We start from the raw sequence: 18,424 nt of genomic DNA on the forward strand, positions 1-18,424 counted from the left end.
GGCCGCACCTGAGGGCCGCGGGGGCGCGGCGCGGCTCGTCCCGGCGGCGCGGCTCGTCCCGGCGCGGCTCATCCCGGCGCGGCGCGGCTTTGTCCCGGCGCGGCTCGTCCCGGCGCGGCGCGGTGTGGCACCCTGGGCCAGGCCGGGCGCAGAGCGGCCCGCCCCGACCCGGCGAGGCGCGGTGCGCCATGACGCGGCTCGTTCCGGGCGCGGCGGTGCGCGGTTCACGGCGCCAGTCCCGCGTGGGCGAGCGTCGCGAGGACGGAGTCCGGCTCCAGCACGATCTCGTCGGCGTCGATGTGCACGACGCGCCAGCCCGCGGCGGTGAGGAGGCGGTCGCGGCGGGCGTCTTTGCGTTTGACGTTCGGTCTTCGGTGCCCGGCGCCGTCGACCTCGACGATCAGCCGGCGGTCCGGCCAGTGCGCGTCGGCCTCCTCGCCCTCGATGACCACGTTGACCCGCGGTCTCGCGATCCCGGCGGCCTTGAGCAGCTTCAGAAACGCGGATTCCTTGCGGCTCTTCGACCCCTTGCTGCCGTCGAGGTACTCGGCGATCGCCTCCTCGAGCACGTGCAGGCGATGGCGGCCGTTGGCTCGGTCCATCGCTCGGCGGGTGGCGTCGAGGCTGAAGCGATTGTGGAACGCCGCCTCCCCGATCGCGTACGTGAGCTCGTCCGCGGTCCAGGTCTCGGAAAGGTCGACGAGCGTGCGCGCGACGTTCGTCATCGGGATGCCGCGGTAGACGATGAGGTCGAGTGGGTGGAGGGTGGCGCGGTGCACCCGGACGCCCGGCACGGTGCGCCGCTTCGGCACGACGACGTGAATCTCGGGCGAGGGTCCTCGCTGCAACTCGAACAATTCGGCGACGGAGTCGTGGCCGAGCGCGGCTCCGTCCCTCGCGGCGAGGACCGCCGCGAACATCTCACCCTCGCGAGAGAGCGCGGCATGCCCGACCGAGTACACGCCGCGATGGTGGCGGTGCAGGACGCCGGGCTTCACCCGATCGCTCAGCGCGCTCGTGCTCAGACCCGCGGCGACGATCTGCGCCTTGGTCACAAGCCCGTGCTGCCCGCCGGCGAGGGCCGCGAGGGCGATATCGACAGGGGGTCCGTACTCCTGTTCCGGTCTGACCGGACTTTCCGTACTCACCCCCCGAACCCTGAACGGGAGCGCGTTACGGATCTACACGCAAACGTGAATTCTCTGTGCCGAAAGCGTCACGATTCTTCGGCGAGGGCGCGAATCGTCTCCAACCGCTCGTCCCACGACGCCGCGAGGCGCGCCATCCACGCCGCGGTTTCCTGCAGCGGCGCGGAGCACACGACGTAGCGCACCTCGCGGCCATGACGCCGCGCGGCGACGAGGCCCGCGCGGTCCAGCACCGCGAGGTGCTTGATCACTGCCGGGCGGCTCACGGGCAGTTCGGCGGCGAGCGATGTCGCCGTGCCGTGCCCGTGCTCCGCCAGCAGGTCCAGGACCCGCCGGCGGGTCGGGTCCGCAAGTGCGGTGAAGACGTCCTCGGTCACACCGCCACGTTGTGCGCGTAGCGCTCCAAGTCGGCCATCTCGTGCTCCCACCCGCCGACGTTGCCCTCGCGCAGGCGGGTCTGCTCCTCCGCGCTGGTGCGCAGCTTGGTCCAGCCGGATTCGACGACGGTCACGCGGGTGCGATCGCCCTCGGTGGAGAGCGTGAATTCGACGAGCGTGTCACCGATGCCGGCGACGTTCGCGTCCCAGCGGTAGGCGAAGTCGGTCGGCGCGTCGCTGCGCACGACGCGCAGCTCAGCCTCGCCGTGCTCCTCCCAGCGCATCTTGATGACGTCTCCCTCGCGCTCGGCGCCGGCGTCGCCGAACCAGCGACCGATGTGCTCCGGCGTCGTGACGATGTCCCACACGCGCTCGATCGGCGCGGCGATGAGGATGGTGCGTTCGATGGAATCGTTCATGTCACCCGCAGGTTACACGTAACTCACGGGTTACGCAAGGTCAACAGGTAGACCTCGGGCGGTGCGAGGAAGCGGATCGGCAGCCCGGAGGTCCCGATTCCGCTGGTCACGAGCAGGTGGCGCCCGTGCTCGACGATGTGCCCACGCGCGTACCGTTCGCCGTAGTAGGACGGGAGCATCGGGCGGCGCAGGAGCGGGATCGCGATCTGCCCGCCGTGCATGTGGCCCGCGAGCGTCAGCGAGACCCGGTTCGGCACACCCGGGAACAGATCGGGGTCGTGCGAGAGCATCAGCGTCGGCGCGTCGGCCGGGACGTCGCGCAGCGCGCCGCCGATGTCCGGCCGGCGATGCCGGAGATCCGCCAGCCCGGCGACCCAGAACGGCCCACCCGGTGCGTGCAGCTCGACCGCGCGGTCCTCGAGCACCGTGATCCCGACCGCGCTCAGCGCGCGCCACATCCGATCACCCGAGTTGCGCCAGTCATGGTTGCCGATCACCGCGATCGTGCCCAGCGGTGAGCGCAGCCGCGCGAGCGCCTCCGCGACCTGCTCAGGCGCCAGATCCCGACGCCACTTCTGGCTCGCGTCGAGATAGTCGCCGAGCAGGAGGTGCACGTCGGGCTCGCGGGCGTTGAGCGCGTCGACGGCACGTCCGATCGCGTCGAGCCCCGCATGCGGAACCCCCGCGTGCAGGTCCGACATCACGCCCGCCCGAAGCCCGTCGAGCCGCGCCGGCCAGTGGGGAAGCGCGAGCTCGAGCTCACGGACGACGAGCCGCCGCGGCTCGACCCACCCGGCGTACGCCGCGAGCCCGGCGACGACCCCGGCCGCGGCGAATGAGGCGGAGAGGCGCGGCACGTCAGGCAGTGCCGCGCGAGTGGGGCGGCGACGCGGTGGCGGGTGGCGAAGTGGCGGCGGCGGGCGGCGACGCGGTGGTGGGTGGCGAAGTGGCGGCGGCGGGACGCGGCGTGGTGGCGGGTGGCGAAGCGGCGGCGGCGGGACGCGCCGTGGTCGTGGGCGGCGAAGTGGCGGCGGGCGGCAACGAGACGACGCGGGTCATCGTGGGCGTGGCGAGGGTGGTCACGTGGTGGCCTCGACCGCGGCCCGGGTCGGCATGCCGCCGCGGGCGCCCTCGGCGGTGGTGGAGAGCGCGGCCGCGCGCAGGGCGAACGTCGCCGCGTCGGGCAGTGGGCGGCCCGCGGCGAGCTCGGCGGCGAGGGCGCCGTTGACGGTGTCGCCGGCGCCGGTCGTGTCCACGACGTCGACCTTCGATGCCGGAAGGCGCAGCGGTTCGCCGCCGGGTTCGAACAACAACGCGCCCTCGCCGCCGAGGGTGATGAGCACCGCCGCGCCGGACTTCGAGGCGAGTGCGCGGGCGGCGTCCGACGGGTCGTCGCGGCCCGTCAGCTCGGCCGCCTCGGATGCGTTCGGCGTGAGCACCGCGATCGCGACGTCGGGGAGCTCGCGCGCGGGTGCCGGATTGAGCACGACCGGCCAGCCGGCGTCCGCGGCGGCGCCGGCGGCGGCGGAGACGACCGCCTCCGACACCTCGTGGCCGAGGAGGACGACGCCGGCCGGAGGCGACGCAGACGGCGAGGCCGCGGGGGCGGGCGGCGACACCGCGGCGGCGGACGGGGACACCGCGGCGGCGGACGGGGACACCGCGGCGGCGGACGGCGAGGCCGTCGAGAGCCCCGGCGCGGGCGAAGCGGCCGCCGAAGTGGAGAGCGTGGCCGCCGGCGCGAGAAGCGTCTTGAGGGCGGTGGTCACGTGGGCGGGGTCGAGGGCTGCGTTGGCGCCGGAGGCGACCGCGATCTGGTTCTCGCCCGACGCGTCGACCACGATCAGGGCGACGCCCGTCGGCGCACCCACCCGCGCGACGCAGGACACGTCGATGCCCTCGCTCGCGAGCTCGGCGACGGCCTCGGCGCCCATCTCGTCCGACCCCACCGCGCCCACGAAGGACACCAGGGCCCCAAGGCGCGCGGCCGCGACGGCCTGGTTGGCCGACTTCCCGCCGCCGTAGCGCCCGAAGACTCCCCCCGCCACCGTCTCGCCGGCGACTGGCAGCCGCGAAACCGCGACGACGAGGTCGACGTTGATCGACCCCACGACGACCACACGAGGCGAAGGCACGGATGATCAGCCTACGCGGCTGATCAGCGCCTCGACGCCGTCGAGCACCCGCTCGAGCCCGAACACGAAGTCGTCCTCCGGGGTCGTGCCGTCCTCGAAGATCCCGCCGGACACAGCACGGGCGAGCGACGGGTACGCCGCCATGTCGAAGTCGGGCGGGATGACGTCGGGCCCTTCCTCCGGGACTTGGAAGCGCAGCCGCGCGGCCCAGAACACGTAGCCGTTGAGCAGCAGGACGATCTCCGCCTTCGAGCCGTCGTCCAGCGTCGTCCCGGCCATCGCCTCCAACCCGCGGTCCAGCCAGGACAGCTGCGCGTGGGTGCCGAGCATGCCGGTGATCGGAACGTCGATCCCCCAGGGGTGCTCGTCGAGGATCGCGAGCATCGCGCGCGACCACTGGTCGAGCCCCGCGCGCCAGTCCGAAGAGACGAGCGCCGGTGCGGTCCCCAGCGCGACGTCGAGCATCCGCCGCACCAGCTCGTCCTTGCTCGCCACGTGGCGATAGAGCGACATCGTCGTGAACCCGCAGCGCTTCGCGACCGCGGCCATCGTCACCGCGCTCAGGCCGGACTCGTCCGCGAGCTCGATCGCCGACTGCACCACCAACTCCACCGACAAACCTCTTGGCATGCGGCAAGTGTATGTGGTACACATTGTGTATGCCATACACAATCGAGGCGCAGGGCCTCACCAAGGCGTTCGGGAGCACGCGCGTGCTCGAAGGGCTCGACCTCCAGATCGAGGCCGGCGAGGTGTTCGCCCTGCTCGGCCCCAATGGCGCCGGCAAGACCACGACGGTCCGCATCCTCAGCACCCTGCTCGCCCCCGACACGGGCGCGGCGCGCGTCGCCGGCCACGACGTCGTCAAGGACCGCATCGCCGTGCGCAGGGCCATCAGCCTCACCGCGCAGGAGGCGGCCGTGGACGGCGTCCTCACGGGCGCGGAGAACCTGCGGATGATGGCCCGCCTGCGCAAGGTCCCCAACGGCACGATGCGCACCCGCGAGTTGCTCGAGCGCTTCGATCTCAGCGACGCCGCCGACCGCCGCGTCGCAACCTACAGCGGCGGGATGCGGAGACGGCTGGACCTCGCGATGAGCCTCGTGAGCCGCCCCGAGGTGATCTTCCTCGACGAGCCGAGCACCGGGCTGGACCCGCGCAGCCGCCTCGCGGTGTGGGAGGCGGTGCAGGCGCTCGCGAGTGACGGCGCCACGATCCTCTTGACCACCCAGTACCTCGACGAGGCCGACCGCCTGGCCGACCGGATCGCGGTCGTCGACCACGGCCGGATCGCCGCGCTCGGCACCGCACACGAGCTCAAGGCGCGCGTGGGGGAGGAGACGCTCGAGCTCTTCTTCGCCGACGGCGAGACCCTCGAGGCCGCGCGACAAATCCTCGACGGCCACGTCACCGACGAGAGCCTGCGCGTCCCCGCGGCCGGTGCCGAGGACGTGCACCGCGCCCTCGACACGCTCGCGACCAACGGCCTGCACGCACAGCGCCTCGAAGTCCACCGCCCGACGCTCGACGAAGTCTTCCTGGCCCTGACCGACTCGACCTCGACCGGAGCACGCGCATGACCGATCAAGTCACCTTCATCCAGCGCAGCCTGCGCCACAGCGTCCGGAGCATCGACGCGCTGGTGACCGCGATCATGCTCCCGGTCGCGATCATGCTGATGTTCGTCTACGTCTTCGGCGGGGCGATCGATACAGGCGGGCGCTACGTGGACTACGTCGTGCCCGGGATCATCGTGCTGTGCGCGGGCTTCGGCTCGGCCGGCACGGCCGTCGCCGTCGCGCTGGACATGACCACCGGCGTCGTCGATCGCTTCCGGACGCTGCCGATCTCCGCCGCGGCCGTGCTGACCGGGCATGTCACCGCGAGCGTGATCCGCAACGTCGCCTCGACATTGCTCGTGCTCGGCGTCGCGCTGATCGCCGGCTTCCGCCCGGTCGCGGACCCGCTCAACTGGCTCGCGGCCGCCGGCCTGCTGCTCGCGCTGATGACCGCGATCTCGTGGCTGGCCGCGTGCTTCGGCCTGATCGCCCGCAGCGTCGAAGCCGCCAACGCGATCACGTTCGTCGCCGCGTTCGCGCCCTACCTCTCCAGCGCGTTCGTCCCGGCCGACACGATGCCCGCCGGCCTGCAGTGGATCGCCGAGCACCAGCCGGTCACGCCGGTCGCCGACACGCTGCGCGAGCTGATGTTCGACCTGCCCGTCGGCAACGAGGCGATCGTGGCCATCGCGTGGTGCGTCGCCGGGATCGCCGTCGGCCGGCTCGGTGCGGCGTACCTCTTCGCCCGCCGGTAATACCCTCACGCGGTGCACAAGGTCGACCCAGCCGCTATCCGCCGGCTCGCGATCCGCAACCAGCGGCTCGACGGGCCGGCCCCTCGCAAGCAGGCCACCGCGGACGACCTGCTCGAGACGGTCAAAGCGCTCCGCTGCCTGCAGCTGGACCCGACCGCGATCGTCGCCCGCAACCACCTGCTGGTGCTCTTCTCCCGCCACGGCGCGTTCGACGAGGCCACGTTCGAACAGATCGCCTACCAGCGGCGCGACCTCTTCGAGTACTGGGCGCACGAGGCCAGCTACGTGCTCAGCGACGACCTCCCGATCCACCGCTACGCGATGAAGGCGCCCGAGGGCGGCGCCTGGCGGGCCAAGCAGAACCGGTGGTGGGACACCGAGGCCGACTTCCGCACGCACATCGTGGAGCGCCTCGAACAGGAAGGGCCGCTGCGCGCCCGCGACATCGAGGACCGGGCGCAGGTCGGGTGGGAGTCCACCGGCTGGACGCACGCGCGCAACGTCGCCCGCATGCTCGACCTGATGTGGGTGCGCGGGCACGTCGGGATCAGCCGCCGCGAGGGCGCGCAGCGCGTCTGGGACCTGATGGCGCGCTGTCTCGCCCCGGCCGCCCCGCGCGAGGAGCTGAGCGACGAGGAAGTGACGTACCGCGCGGCCCCGTACGCGATCAAGGCGCTCGGCGCCGGCCGGATCCCGCACATCCGCGCCCACTTCACCCGCAATCGCTACCCGCACCTCGCAAGGGTGCTCGCGCGGCTGGAGAGCGAGGGCACGCTCACACGCATCGAGGTCGACGGCCTCGGCGACGACTGGTGGATTCACAGCGAGGATCTGGAGACGCTCGAGTCGGCGGACTTCAAGCCGCGGACCGCGCTGCTGAGCCCGTTCGACAACCTGCTCTGCGACCGCGCGCGCACCGAAGCCCTCTTCGGCTTCACCCACCGGCTCGAGATCTACGTCCCCAAACCCAAGCGCCGCTGGGGCTACTTCGTCCTCCCCGTGCTCGACGGCGACCGCCTGGTCGCCCGGATCGACCTCGCGATGGATCGCAAGCGCGGCGTGCTGCAGGCGATCGAGGTCCATAAGGAGCCGCGAACGCCGCGCGGGAAGCGCCTCCCGCAGGCGATTCGACGAGAGTTGGAGCGCCTGGCCGCCTGGCGCGGAGCGACAGGGATCGAGGTCGTCAAGGCCCCGCCCGAATGGCTAGCAACGCTCGCCGCGTAGGCGCGAATTCATCGTTATCTCATCCGACCGATGATCTCTTTCCGGGCCACTGGGTCTCGGGCCACGTGCCCACATGAAGAGGGGTTAGACATGGATGTTGGAAGAGTGCGCGCCGTCGGCGTGTCACTGGTCACGCTGGCTTTGGCGGGGCTTGGTGCCTCGCCGGCGCTTGCGGCAGGCGGTGTCTCCGTATCGGCGGTGAGCTCGCTCCAAGCGGGCGCGAAGGCCGGCACGCTGACCGGCACGGTCGTCAACGACTCCTCGCGCTCCACCACCGCGAAGGTCTCGATCCGGGCCATGCGCCGCGGCACGAAGGCGCCGGTCATCGGCGCCACGACGGTAAACGTCGGGGCGCACGGCTCCGCGGCCTACACCGTCGCCGTCAAGCTGCCGTCAGGCCTGACCAAGGGCAACTACTACCTGTCCGCGTGCACCCCCAAGGGCACGGGCGTCGGTGCGCTCGGCTGCGCGACGGCGGAGCAGGACGTGCTGATCAAGGGCGGCATCCCGGTTCCCGGCGCCCAGCCCGCGGCTCCGACGCGTGCCAAGGCCGCGCAGGCTCCGGTCTGCACCTCGGGCGGGCACTCGCTGCAGCCGGCCGGCTCCAAGCTGTACCCGGAGACGGGCAACACGGGCTACACGAGCGTCCACACCGACGTCAACCTCGTCTATGACGCGCCGTCGAACCTCTTCCTGCCGGGCACGCACGTCGACCTGACGCAGCGCGCGACGCAGTGCCTGTCGGACTTCAGCCTCGACTTCGAACGTTCCAACACGGTCACCAGCACGACGGTGCCGGGCCCGGACCTGACCGTGCAGTCGGTCACGATCAACGGTCAGCCGGCGACCTTCACGTTCAAGCAGCCGACCTACCCCGGCGACCCGAACGGCCAGGACGATCCCAATCCGCTGGCGCACGCGGCGTCGAACTCCAACCCGGTCTCGGCGACCAACCCGAACCCGCCGGCCTGCGCGCCGACGGGCACGAGCGCGGCGCTCCAGGGCCTGCAGTGCCCCGCGACCAAGCTCGTCATCACGCCGTCGGCGCCGATCCCGGCAGGCAGCGACTTCAAGGTCACCGTCAACTACACGGGCCGTCCCGGCGTGCTCGCCGACGGTGACGGTGCCACCGAGGGCTGGTTCCGCAACAACAGCCCGGCCGGCGACGGCGGCTTCGTGACCACCGAGCCCGTCGGGACGATGGCCTGGATGCCGATCAACAACCACCCGACGGTCAAGCCGACGTACGACTTCTCGACGACGACCAACTGGGACGCGGCGACCGGCACCGGCCGCACCGCGATCTCCAACGGCCGCCCGGTCGGCTTCACCAACAACGCCCCGGACGCGAACTTCCCCGGCGGCTCGCGCACCTGGCAGTGGAAGTCGTCGGAGCCGATCGCCAACTACCTCGTCGAGAACAGCGTCGGCAACTACGACCGGGACGAGTACCTGGCGCCCAGCGGCGTCCTCTTCTCCCACTTCCAGGCCTCCGGCATCGCCGCCGCCACCAAGGTCACCAACCTGGCGACGATGAACATGCAGGAAGACATCATGAACTTCCAGACGCAGTTCAACGGGCCGTTCCCGTTCAACGCGGACGGCGTCATCATCGGCCTGCCCACGGTCAGCTTCGCCGAGGAGATGCAGACCAAGATCACGTTCCAGGGCGGCCGGATCAGCCTCGGGACGCTCAACCACGAGAACATGCACCAGTGGTGGGGCGACAACGTCTCCGAGGACAAGTACGAGCGGACCTTCTTCAAGGAGGGCATGGCCGACCTGTCCGAGGGCTACGCTGCCGCGCGCACCGCGGCCAACGCCGCAGGCGGACAAGGCACGCCGGCCGGTGACGCGGCGTTCGACAACAGCCTGATCACCCGCTTCAACTCGACCTACAACAGCACCAGCGCGAGCAACTGGAACGTCGCGCCGTCGGACCCGACGAACGCGAACCTGTTCGGCAGCCAGACCTACACGCGGTCGGGCCGTGCCTACATCGCGCTGCGTCAGATCCTCGGCAAGGACAACTTCAACAAGGCCGGCCAGGAGATCCAGACGATGTACGGCGGCAAGTCGATCACGCAGCCGCAGCAGATCGCGATCTACCACAAGTGGATGCCGAACAAGTCGGCCGAGTGCTCCGCCAAGCTCGACGACTTCTTCAAGCAGTGGTGGGACACGGCCTACGTCGGCTCGCCGGCGGCGGGCAACAAGCCGCAGATCACGGGCCCGGGCCTGGCCGGCCGCGGCTTCTACGACGCCAGCGGCGGGTGCGGCGAGTACGGCGTGCAGCCGGTCGGCGGCACGGTGCCGGCGACCCTGTCGCTGACGCTCGGCACTCCGGCGACGTTCGGCTTCTTCACGCCGGGCGTCGGCAAGACGTACACGGCCGGCACCACCGCCAACGTCATCTCCTCCGCGGGCGATGCGGCGCTGTCGATCTCCGATCCGAGCACGACCGCTCCGGGTCACCTCGTCAACGGCGCGTTCTCGCTGCCGGCGGCGCTGAAGGCCTCGGCCTCCAGCCCGCTCGGCGCTTCGGCTGGGGCGGGCGCCGTCTCCGGCTCGCCGCTGACGCTGCTCACGTACTCCGGCCCGGTCGCCAATGACGCGGTCGCGCTCAACCTCGCGCAGGACATCGCCGCCGGCGACGCCCTGCGCACCGGGTCGTACAGCAAGACGCTGACCTTCACGCTCAGCACCACGACCCCGTAAGGGACCCTTCGCCCGGGTGTGGATTTCGCTCCACACCCGGGCGTTTGTCATTGCGCTTCGTTCCCCGGCTTGGGAGGGTGGGAGCCTGCACAGGGTCTAGGACGTGCCAGTCGCGTCCGCACAAGAGGGGTGTAAGACATGGATCGACGTTCAAGGCGCGCCGGAGGCGCGTCTTTGGTTGCGCTGGCGGTGCTCGCTCTAGCACCGGCCGCGCAGGCAGCAGGCGTGGGGGTCACCTCGCTGAGCTCACTTCCCGCCGGAGCCAAGGCCGGCAACCTGACCGGTCTGGTCACGAATGAGTCCGACAGCGCCACCAACGCCGCCGTCAGCGTGCGCGTGATGCGCCGCGGCACCGGCGGCGCGCTGATCGGCAAGACGTCGGTCGCGGTCGCCGCGCACAGCGCCAAGAGCTTCCTCGTCAACGTGAAGGTGCCGGCGAGCCTGAAGAAGGGCACGTACTACGTCGCCGCCTGCACGCCGCAGGGCGGAGCCGACAAGGGCGCGCTCGGCTGCGCCACCAGCGCCGCCGACCTCAAGATCAAGGGCGGCGACCCGTTGCAGGGCAAGCTCGCCACGCGCGCGTTCGACGTGCAGAACGGGACGGTCGCCGCGTCCGGCAAGGCCCACGCGTCGCAGGCGCCCGCCTGCACCCCCGGTGCTCGCACGCTCTCCGAGCCGGGCAACCGCGTCTGGCCGGAGCTCGGCAACGGCGGCTACAAGTCGTTGCACACCGACGTCTTCACGGTCTACGACGCGGTCACGGACAAGTTCCTGCCCGGCAACCACGTCGAGCTCACGCAGCAGTCGACGCAGTGCCTGTCGGAGTTCAGCCTCGACTTCGACCGCAAGAACAACATCTCCAGCACGGCGACCACGCCCGGCCCGGACATGACGATCTCCTCGATCACGATCGACGGCGTTCCTGCGACGTTCGCCCACAAGCAGCCGACCTACGCCGGCGATCCCAACGGGCTCGACGATCCGGACCCGCTCGCGCACCAGGCCTCCAACACCAATCCGGTCTCGGCCACCAACCCGAACCCGCCGGCCTGCGCCCCGATCAACAACAACGCGTCCTCGCAGGGCGCGGCGTGCGGTGACACCAAGCTCGTGATCACGCCCGCCCAGCCGATCCCGGCCGGCACGACGTTCAAGGTCGTCATCAACTACACGGGCCAGCCCGGCATCCGCTCGAACCCGTCGCTCGGCAACGAGGGCTGGTTCAAGAACAACAGCCCCGCGGGTGAAGGCGCCATGGTCACCAGCGAGCCGTCCGGCACGATGGCCTGGATGCCGCTCAACAACCAGGCGTCCGTCAAGCCGACCTACGACATCCACACCACGATCAACTACGACCCGGCGCTGGTCGTCGGTGGCGTCGACCCCAACCGCGTGGCGATCGCCAACGGCCGCCTCGTCTCGAAGGTCATCAACCCGCCGGACGCGAACTTCCCGTCGGGCGGCTCGCGCACGTTCAACTGGCACTCGGCCGAGCCGGTCGCGTCCTACCTGGTCGAGAACAGCGTCGGCCACTTCGACGAGAGCGAGCGCACGGCGACCGCCGGCGACGTCCTCTACTACGAGTTCCAGAGCTCGAACATCGCCGCGGCCAAGAAGCTGAGCAACAAGGCCATCATGGACCAGCAGGAAGACATCACGCACTTCCAGGAGCAGCAGGTCAACGGCCCGTTCCAGTTCAACGCGAACGGCATCATCGTCGCGACGCCCTCAGCCTCCTTCGAGGAGGAGATGCAGACGAAGATCGTCTTCGTCGGCGGCTCGATCACCGCGCAGACCTTCGCGCACGAGAACATGCACCAGTGGTGGGGCGACGCGGTCTCCTACGCGCAGCCGAAGTACACGTTCTTCAAGGAGGGCTACGCCGACATGTCGGAGTACCTCCACATCGCCAACCTCGCCGGCCTGGCCGCCGGCCCGGCGGGCTCGGACGCGTACAAGGCCGCGTTCGAGGCCTCGATCGTGAGCCGCTTCAACGGCACCGGCAAGTACCTCACCACCAGCACGTCGTTCTGGGGCGTCGCCCCGGCGAACCCCACCTCGGGCAACCTGTTCTCCAACGCGAACACCTACAGCCGCCCGGGCATGTCCTACATCGCGCTGCGCGCCATCCTCGGCCCGGACAACTTCCGCAAGGCCAGCACGGAGCTGCAGACGACGTACCGCTACGGCTCGGTCGTGCCGCAGGACGAGATCGCGGTCTTCCACAAGTACATGCCGAACCAGTCGGCCGCCTGCTCCGCCAAGCTGGACCAGTTCTTCCAGCAGTGGTGGTTCACGTCGTACACGGGCTCGCCGGCGGCGGGCAACCGCCCGCAGCTCACGGGCCCGGGCCTGGCCGGTGGCGGCTTCTATGACGCCAGCTGCCCGGAGATCACGACGGCCAACCTCCCGGCGGGTGGCACGGTCCCGGCGACGCTGTCGCTGACGCTCGGCGTTCCGGCGACGTTCGCCCCGTTCTCCCCGGGCATCGCGAAGACGTACACGGCGTCGACGACGGCCAACGTCATCTCCTCCGCGGGCGACGCGGCGGTGTCGGTCACGGACCCGAGCTCGACCGCCCCGGGTCACCTCGTCAACGGAACGTTCTCGCTGCCGGCGGCCCTGAAGGCCACCGCCACGAGCGCGGCGGGCACGGCCGGCGCCGGTGGCGCCGTCTCGGGCTCGCCGCTGACGCTGCTGACCTACAGCGGCCCGACCGCCAATGACACCGTGACGGTCAACCTGGCGCAGGACATCGCCGCCAACGATGCCCTCCGCACCGGTACCTACAGCAAGACGCTCACCTTCACGCTGAGCACCACCACGCCGTAAGCGCAGCACCTCGCCCCGGTCGCGGACTCCGCGGCCGGGGCGTTTTCGTCTCGAGGGGATGAGAGAGGGGCTAGGACCATGCGAGATCGCCGGGTGCGCGCCATGAGCGCGTCGTTGATCACGGTCGGAATGCTCGGTGTCACCGCCGCCTCGGCGGTGGCCGCACCCACGGTGTCGGTCTCGGCGGTGAGCTCGCTCAAGGCGGGCGCGAGAGCGGGCACGCTCTCGGCCATGGTCGTCAACGAGACCGCCCGGGCCCGCGTCGCGAAGGTCACCGTGCGCCTGATGCGCGGCGGGATGAAGGCGCTCGTGGTCGGCACCGCCACGGCCCGCGTCGACGCCGACAGCTCCGCCACGCGCCGTGTGCGGGTCAAGCTGCCGGCGGGTCTGCACAAGGGCAACTACTACCTCTCCGCCTGCACCCCGCTGGGCGTGGCGGACGCGGGCAAGCTCGGCTGCGCCACCGCGCGCAAGGACGTGCTGATCGGCGGCGGCATCCCGGTCCGCGGGCCGGAGGCGATGAAGCCGTTCCTGAAGGCCAAGGCCACCGCGCACGCGGCGCAGGCGCCGGTCTGCAGCTCCGGCGCGCACACCCTGTCCAAGCCGGGCACGCGTGTGTACCCGGAGGTGGGCAACGGCGGCTACCTGAGCCTGCACACCGACATCTTCACCGTCTACGACGCCAACACGAACCTCTTCCTGCCGGGCAACCACGTCGACCTGCTGCAACGCTCGACGCAGTGCCTGAGCGACTTCAGCCTAGACTTCGACCGCAAGAACTCGGTCACGAGCACGACGACCCCGGGCCCGGACATGACCGTCGACTCGATCACGGTCAACGGGCAGCCGGCGACGTTCAAGTTCGTCCAGCCCACCTACCCGGGCGATCCCAACGGGCAGGACGATCCCGACCCGCTCGCTCACGTCGCCGCCCTGACCAACCCGGTCAGCGCCACCAACCCGAACCCGCCGGCGTGCGCGCCGACCGGCACGGGCGCCGCCGCGCAGGGCGTCCAGTGCCCGGCGACCAAGCTCGTGATCACACCGAGCGCGCCGATCCCGAGCGGCACCGACTTCAAGGTCACGGTCAACTACACCGGCCGCCCCGGAATCCGCCCGCAGGGCTCCGGCTCCGCCGAGGGCTGGTTCCGCAACAACAGCCCGGCCGGCGACGGCGCGATGGTCACGTCGGAGCCGCTGGGCTCGATGACCTGGATGCCGCTCAACGACTACACCGCGAGCAAGCCGACCTACGACATCCACTCGACGGTCAACTACGACCCGACGCTGACCGCCGACCAGAACCGCGTGTTCATCGGCAACGGCCGCCTGGTCTCGACGACCGTCAACCCGCCCGACGCCAACTACCCGACCGGCGGCTCACGGACCTTCTACTGGAAGTCGGCCGAGCCGATCGCGGCCTACCTGGTCGAGAACAGCGTCGGCCACTTCAGCCTCGCCGAGCGCGTGGCGACCTCCGGCGACGTCCTCTACTACGAGGCCCAAGCGGCCAACATCACCGACACCCGCAAGGCGTCCAACAAGGTGATCATGGACCAGCAGGAGGACATCACCCACTTCCAGGAGCAGTTCAACGGGCCGTTCCCGTTCAACGCCAACGGCATCCTGATCGCGCTGCCGAGCGCGAGCTTCGAGGAGGAGATGCAGACGAAGATCGTCTTCGTCGGCGGCTCCATCGGCAACAACGCGAGCACGTTCAGCCACGAGAACATGCACCAGTGGTGGGGCGACAACGTCTCCTACTCCGAGCACCGGTTCACGTTCTTCAAGGAGGGCTACGCGACGACGGCGGAGCACTACTTCGCGGGCAACACGGCCGGTCTGGCCGCGGGCCCGGTGGGCAGCGCCGCGTACAACACGGCGTTCGAGGCGACGCTCGTCACCCGCTTCAACGCGCAGTACAACACGACCAGCACCAGTTACTGGACCGTGGCGCCCTCGAATCCGACCTCGGGCAACCTGTTCGGCCAGTCGAACACCTACGCCCGCCCGGGCGCGTCCTACCTGGCGCTGCGGGCGATCATGGGCAAGGACAACTTCAACGCCGCGAGCAAGCAGATCCAGCACGACTTCGGCGGCGGCTCGGTCTCCGAGGCGCAGCTGATCGCCGTGTTCCACAAGTACATGCCGAACCAGTCGATCGGCTGCGCGAACAAGCTCGACGCGTTCTTCAAGCAGTGGTGGGACACGGCGTACAGCGGCACCCCGGCGGCCGGCAACCGGCCGTCGATCACGGGTCCGGGCCTGGCCGGCGGCGGGTTCTATGACGTAAGCGGCGGCTGCTCGGACTACGGCACGGACGTGACGGCTCCGGCCGGTGGGAGCGTTCCGGCGACGCTGTCGCTGACGATCGGCGCTCCGGCGACGTTCGGCCCGTTCACGCCGGGCGTCGCCAAGGACTACACGGCGTCCACGACGGCGAACGTGATCTCCTCGGCGGGCGACGCGGCGCTGACGTCCTCCGATCCGGGACACCTGATGAACGGCACGTTCGCGCTGCCCTCGCCGCTGGAGGTGTCCTTCTCGAAGTCGGCCTGGACCGGGCCGACGGCCAACGAGTCGGTGAGCATCAACTTCAAGCAGCACATCGGCGCGACCGACGCCCTACGCACCGGTGCGTACAGCAAGACGCTGACGTTCACGCTGTCGACAACCACTCCGTAGCTGCGCTTTAGGCCCCGTCCTCTACTCTCGCGGGATATGAGTGAGGACGGGGCCGCCGCGCCGCGAAATTCGGCGCAGCTGCCCTGGGGAGAGGGAAAGCCCGAACGGCCCGACCTCTTCATCATGGGCGCGATCACGCTCAGCGGGCTCTACCTGCTGATCCTGATCCCGCTGACACCCGCGCTGGTCGCCGACCATCCCGTCTGGCTCGAGCTGCTCAAGGGCTCGATGTCGGGGATGATCACGATGGGCGCCAAGGCCCGGATCGGCGACGCGTCGCTGGTCGTCGCGGTCCTCGCCGCGATCCCCGGCCTGATGCTCTTCGACTGGATCTACTGGTGGGCCGGGCGGCGCTGGGGCCGCAACGCGATCGAGCTCTTCGTGGGCAACCACCCCAAGGCCGCGGTCCGCATCGCGCGCCTGGAGAAGATCATCCACCGCTTCGGCTGGCTGGCGATCGTGATCGCCTACTTCCAGCCGGTCCCCAACATCCTCATCTACGCCGCCGCCGGATGGACGCGGATGCGGCTGCGCACCTTCCTGCTCCTGGACCTGATCGGGTCGCTGCTGTGGGTCGCGCTGTGCGTGGGCCTCGGCTACGCGATCGGCCAGCGGGCGGTGGACGTCGCCAAGGGCGTCTCGCGCTACGCGCTGTACGTGACGATCGCGCTGATCGCGGTCGTGGTCTTCCGGCAGTGGCTCGTCGCCCGCCGGCGCCCGGCCGTTTAGCCGACGATCGTCCCGCGCACCTCGCCGAAGGAGACGCTACCCGCCGACCCGGTGATCGCCACGGTGTCCCCGTCGGCGAGGAACGGGCGGGCAAGTTCGATCAATGACCCCTCGCTGCCCGGCGTGGCGCCGGAGATGGTGCCGCTCGCGAACAGGTCGCCGGCACGCACCGCCGCGCCGTTGACGGTCGCATGAGCGAGCTGCTGGGGGAACGTCCAGTACAGCCCCCGGGCGTTCATTTGACTGACGACCTCGTCGTTGACAGCCAGCTGCAATTCCAGGTCGAGGGCCCAGTTCCCCGTCGTACGCAGGTAGGGCAACGGCTCCGGGTCCTGCTCGCGGGCTTGGACCAGGTACGGCTCCAGCGCGCCGAGCGGGACGATCCACGGCGAGATCGAGGTCGCGAACGACTTCGCGAGGAACGGGCCGAGCGGCTGGTACTCCCAGCGCTGGAGGTCGCGGGCGCTCCAGTCGTTGACCAGCACGAACCCGAAGACGTGGTCGCGGACCTCGTGGGTGGCGATCGGTGCGCCCAGCGGCTTGCCCGCGCCGGTCACGAAGCCGAGCTCGACCTCGACGTCGAGCTTCTGCGTCGGGCCGAAGTCCGGCCGCTGGCCGTGGGGGCGGACGATCGGCGTGCCCGAGACCACGATCGAGCCCGCGCGGCCGTGGTAGCCGATCGGCAGGTGCCGGTAGTTGGGCAGCAGCGGTTCCTCGGGGCGGAACATGCGGCCGATGTTCGTCGCGTGCTCGATCGACGAGTAGAAGTCGACGTAGTCGCCGATCGCGATCGGCATCTGCGGCGCGGTGGTGAGCGGTTCGAGGTCCGCGACGCCCGCCTCCAGCAGCCCGACGATCCGCTCGCGTACCGCCTCCCACTTGGGGCGCCCCGCCGCGAGGAACGGGTTCAGCGTCGGTGCGTCGAAGACCGGGTCGAGGCGCGCGAGCGGCAGGACCTGGTCACCGAAACGCACGACGCAGCGCCCGTCCACGACCCCGTACGGGAGGTTGTCGAGGCCGAAGCCGCTCATGCGTGGCGCCCCCTGACGCGTCCGGCCGCGGCCTCGCGCAGCGTGTGCTCGAGCGTCGGCAGCTCGACCGGCAGCTCGACGTCGATCTCCAGCGTCGGGCCGTCCCGGCGGGTGACGCTGACGGCCCCGAGGCGGTCGAAGAGCGTCAGCATCGCGTCATTGGACGCCAGCAGCGAGGCCGTGAAGACCTTGATGCGGTTCTCGGTGGCGCGGGCGGTGAGGCGCCGCAGCAACTTGCTTCCGAGCCCGCGGTGCTGCCAGGCGTCGACGACCGTGACCGCGGCCTCGGCGACGTGCGGGCGCTCGAGCTCACGCACGTAGCGCGCCACGCCGACGCCTTCGCCCGACGCCGTGTCCATCGCGCCGATCGCCTCATGGTCGACGTGGTCGATCTCGGTGAAGAACGCGAGCTCGTCCACCGTCAGCCCCGGCCGCGAGGCCAGGAAGCGCCGGTAGACCGACGCGTCGGAGAGGTGCGACCAGCCGGCGACGAAGAGCGGCTTGTCCTCCGGCCGGACGGCTCGCACGATCACCTCGGCGCCGTCCCTGAGCACCACGTACTCGCCGACGTCGCGGCGCTCGAGACCGCGCTGGTAGGCCGCGGCGGCGGCCTCCGCCTCCTCCTCGGTGTCATGGCGCGACAGCGGCGCGGCCTCGCCGCGCAGGCGCACGAAGTATCCGCCCGCGGGGCTCGGCTCGACGTAGCAACGCACGCGAACATGATGCCCACCCGCACGCGAAGCGCCGTTCGGCGACCCCGTCCACGCGTCCAGGGCGACTTGACAGGGACACACCGACTGCAAGACCATCGC

The 18,424-nt window shown here is 70.6% G+C and carries 16 protein-coding genes; 7 read left to right on the forward strand and 9 right to left on the reverse strand.

Annotation, left to right across the window (positions count from 1 at the left end; genetic code table 11):
• Window positions 1-224 precede the first annotated feature (224 nt).
• From OM076_RS46180 to OM076_RS18860, 7 genes are all read right to left on the reverse strand, one after another.
• Window positions 225-1,148 carry a DUF559 domain-containing protein gene (locus OM076_RS46180; protein ID WP_270041592.1) on the reverse strand — a complete coding sequence of 308 codons (924 nt, stop codon included), beginning with the start codon at window positions 1,146-1,148 and terminating at the stop codon, window positions 225-227.
• Between the two features lie 68 nt (window positions 1,149-1,216).
• Window positions 1,217-1,525 carry an ArsR/SmtB family transcription factor gene (locus OM076_RS18835; protein WP_270041593.1) on the reverse strand — a complete coding sequence of 103 codons (309 nt, stop codon included), beginning with the start codon at window positions 1,523-1,525 and terminating at the stop codon, window positions 1,217-1,219.
• Window positions 1,522-1,944 carry an SRPBCC domain-containing protein gene (locus tag OM076_RS18840; protein WP_270041594.1) on the reverse strand — a complete coding sequence of 141 codons (423 nt, stop codon included), beginning with the start codon at window positions 1,942-1,944 and terminating at the stop codon, window positions 1,522-1,524. Before OM076_RS18840 ends, OM076_RS18835 begins: the two co-directional genes overlap by 4 nt.
• 23 nt (window positions 1,945-1,967) lie before the next feature.
• Complete coding sequence (locus OM076_RS18845; protein ID WP_270041595.1) at window positions 1,968-2,801, reverse strand: metallophosphoesterase; 834 nt, start codon at window positions 2,799-2,801, stop codon at window positions 1,968-1,970.
• 1 nt (window position 2,802) lies between these two features.
• Window positions 2,803-3,027, reverse strand: coding sequence for a hypothetical protein (locus OM076_RS18850; RefSeq protein WP_270041596.1), 225 nt, complete (start codon window positions 3,025-3,027; stop codon window positions 2,803-2,805).
• Complete coding sequence (locus tag OM076_RS18855) at window positions 3,024-4,079, reverse strand: PfkB family carbohydrate kinase (RefSeq protein WP_270041597.1); 1,056 nt, start codon at window positions 4,077-4,079, stop codon at window positions 3,024-3,026. Before OM076_RS18855 ends, OM076_RS18850 begins: the two co-directional genes overlap by 4 nt.
• A gap of 6 nt (window positions 4,080-4,085) precedes the next feature.
• Window positions 4,086-4,709, reverse strand: coding sequence for a TetR/AcrR family transcriptional regulator (locus tag OM076_RS18860; RefSeq protein ID WP_270041598.1), 624 nt, complete (start codon window positions 4,707-4,709; stop codon window positions 4,086-4,088).
• A gap of 29 nt (window positions 4,710-4,738) precedes the next feature.
• Here OM076_RS18860 and OM076_RS18865 point away from each other — a divergent pair, with 29 nt between their 5' ends.
• The 7 genes from OM076_RS18865 to OM076_RS18895 all read left to right on the forward strand — a co-directional run bounded on the left by OM076_RS18865 (window position 4,739) and on the right by OM076_RS18895 (window position 16,581).
• Window positions 4,739-5,659, forward strand: coding sequence for an ATP-binding cassette domain-containing protein (locus tag OM076_RS18865; protein ID WP_270041599.1), 921 nt, complete (start codon window positions 4,739-4,741; stop codon window positions 5,657-5,659).
• Entirely contained in the window at window positions 5,656-6,393 is a 738-nt protein-coding gene (locus OM076_RS18870) for an ABC transporter permease (RefSeq protein WP_270041600.1), read from the forward strand. The genes OM076_RS18865 and OM076_RS18870 overlap by 4 nt, the downstream gene beginning before the upstream one ends.
• A 12-nt stretch (window positions 6,394-6,405) precedes the next feature.
• Window positions 6,406-7,617, forward strand: coding sequence for a winged helix-turn-helix domain-containing protein (locus OM076_RS18875; RefSeq protein ID WP_270041601.1), 1,212 nt, complete (start codon window positions 6,406-6,408; stop codon window positions 7,615-7,617).
• A 90-nt stretch (window positions 7,618-7,707) separates the two neighbouring features.
• Entirely contained in the window at window positions 7,708-10,335 is a 2,628-nt protein-coding gene (locus OM076_RS18880; protein WP_270041602.1) for a M1 family aminopeptidase, read from the forward strand.
• Window positions 10,336-10,473: 138 nt separating this feature from the next.
• Window positions 10,474-13,167, forward strand: coding sequence for a M1 family aminopeptidase (locus tag OM076_RS18885; protein ID WP_270041603.1), 2,694 nt, complete (start codon window positions 10,474-10,476; stop codon window positions 13,165-13,167).
• Window positions 13,168-13,245: 78 nt separating this feature from the next.
• Window positions 13,246-15,852, forward strand: a complete 2,607-nt coding sequence (locus OM076_RS18890) for a M1 family aminopeptidase (protein ID WP_270041604.1) — start codon at window positions 13,246-13,248, stop codon at window positions 15,850-15,852.
• A 36-nt stretch (window positions 15,853-15,888) separates the two neighbouring features.
• On the forward strand, window positions 15,889-16,581 hold the full coding sequence (locus tag OM076_RS18895; protein WP_270041605.1) for a DedA family protein: 693 nt from the start codon (window positions 15,889-15,891) through the stop codon (window positions 16,579-16,581).
• On the opposite strand, the gene OM076_RS18900 is transcribed toward OM076_RS18895, so the two are convergent.
• A complete protein-coding gene (locus OM076_RS18900; RefSeq protein WP_270041606.1) occupies window positions 16,578-17,612 on the reverse strand; it encodes a fumarylacetoacetate hydrolase family protein in 1,035 nt (344 codons plus the stop codon). The two genes, OM076_RS18895 and OM076_RS18900, sit on opposite strands and share 4 nt — an antisense overlap.
• Window positions 17,609-18,325 (reverse strand): GNAT family N-acetyltransferase, encoded by a 717-nt coding sequence (locus OM076_RS46185; protein WP_270041607.1) that lies wholly within the window; start codon window positions 18,323-18,325, stop codon window positions 17,609-17,611. The genes OM076_RS18900 and OM076_RS46185 overlap by 4 nt, the downstream gene beginning before the upstream one ends.
• Window positions 18,326-18,424 lie beyond the last annotated feature (99 nt).

It is taken from the genome of Solirubrobacter ginsenosidimutans, assembly GCF_027587205.1.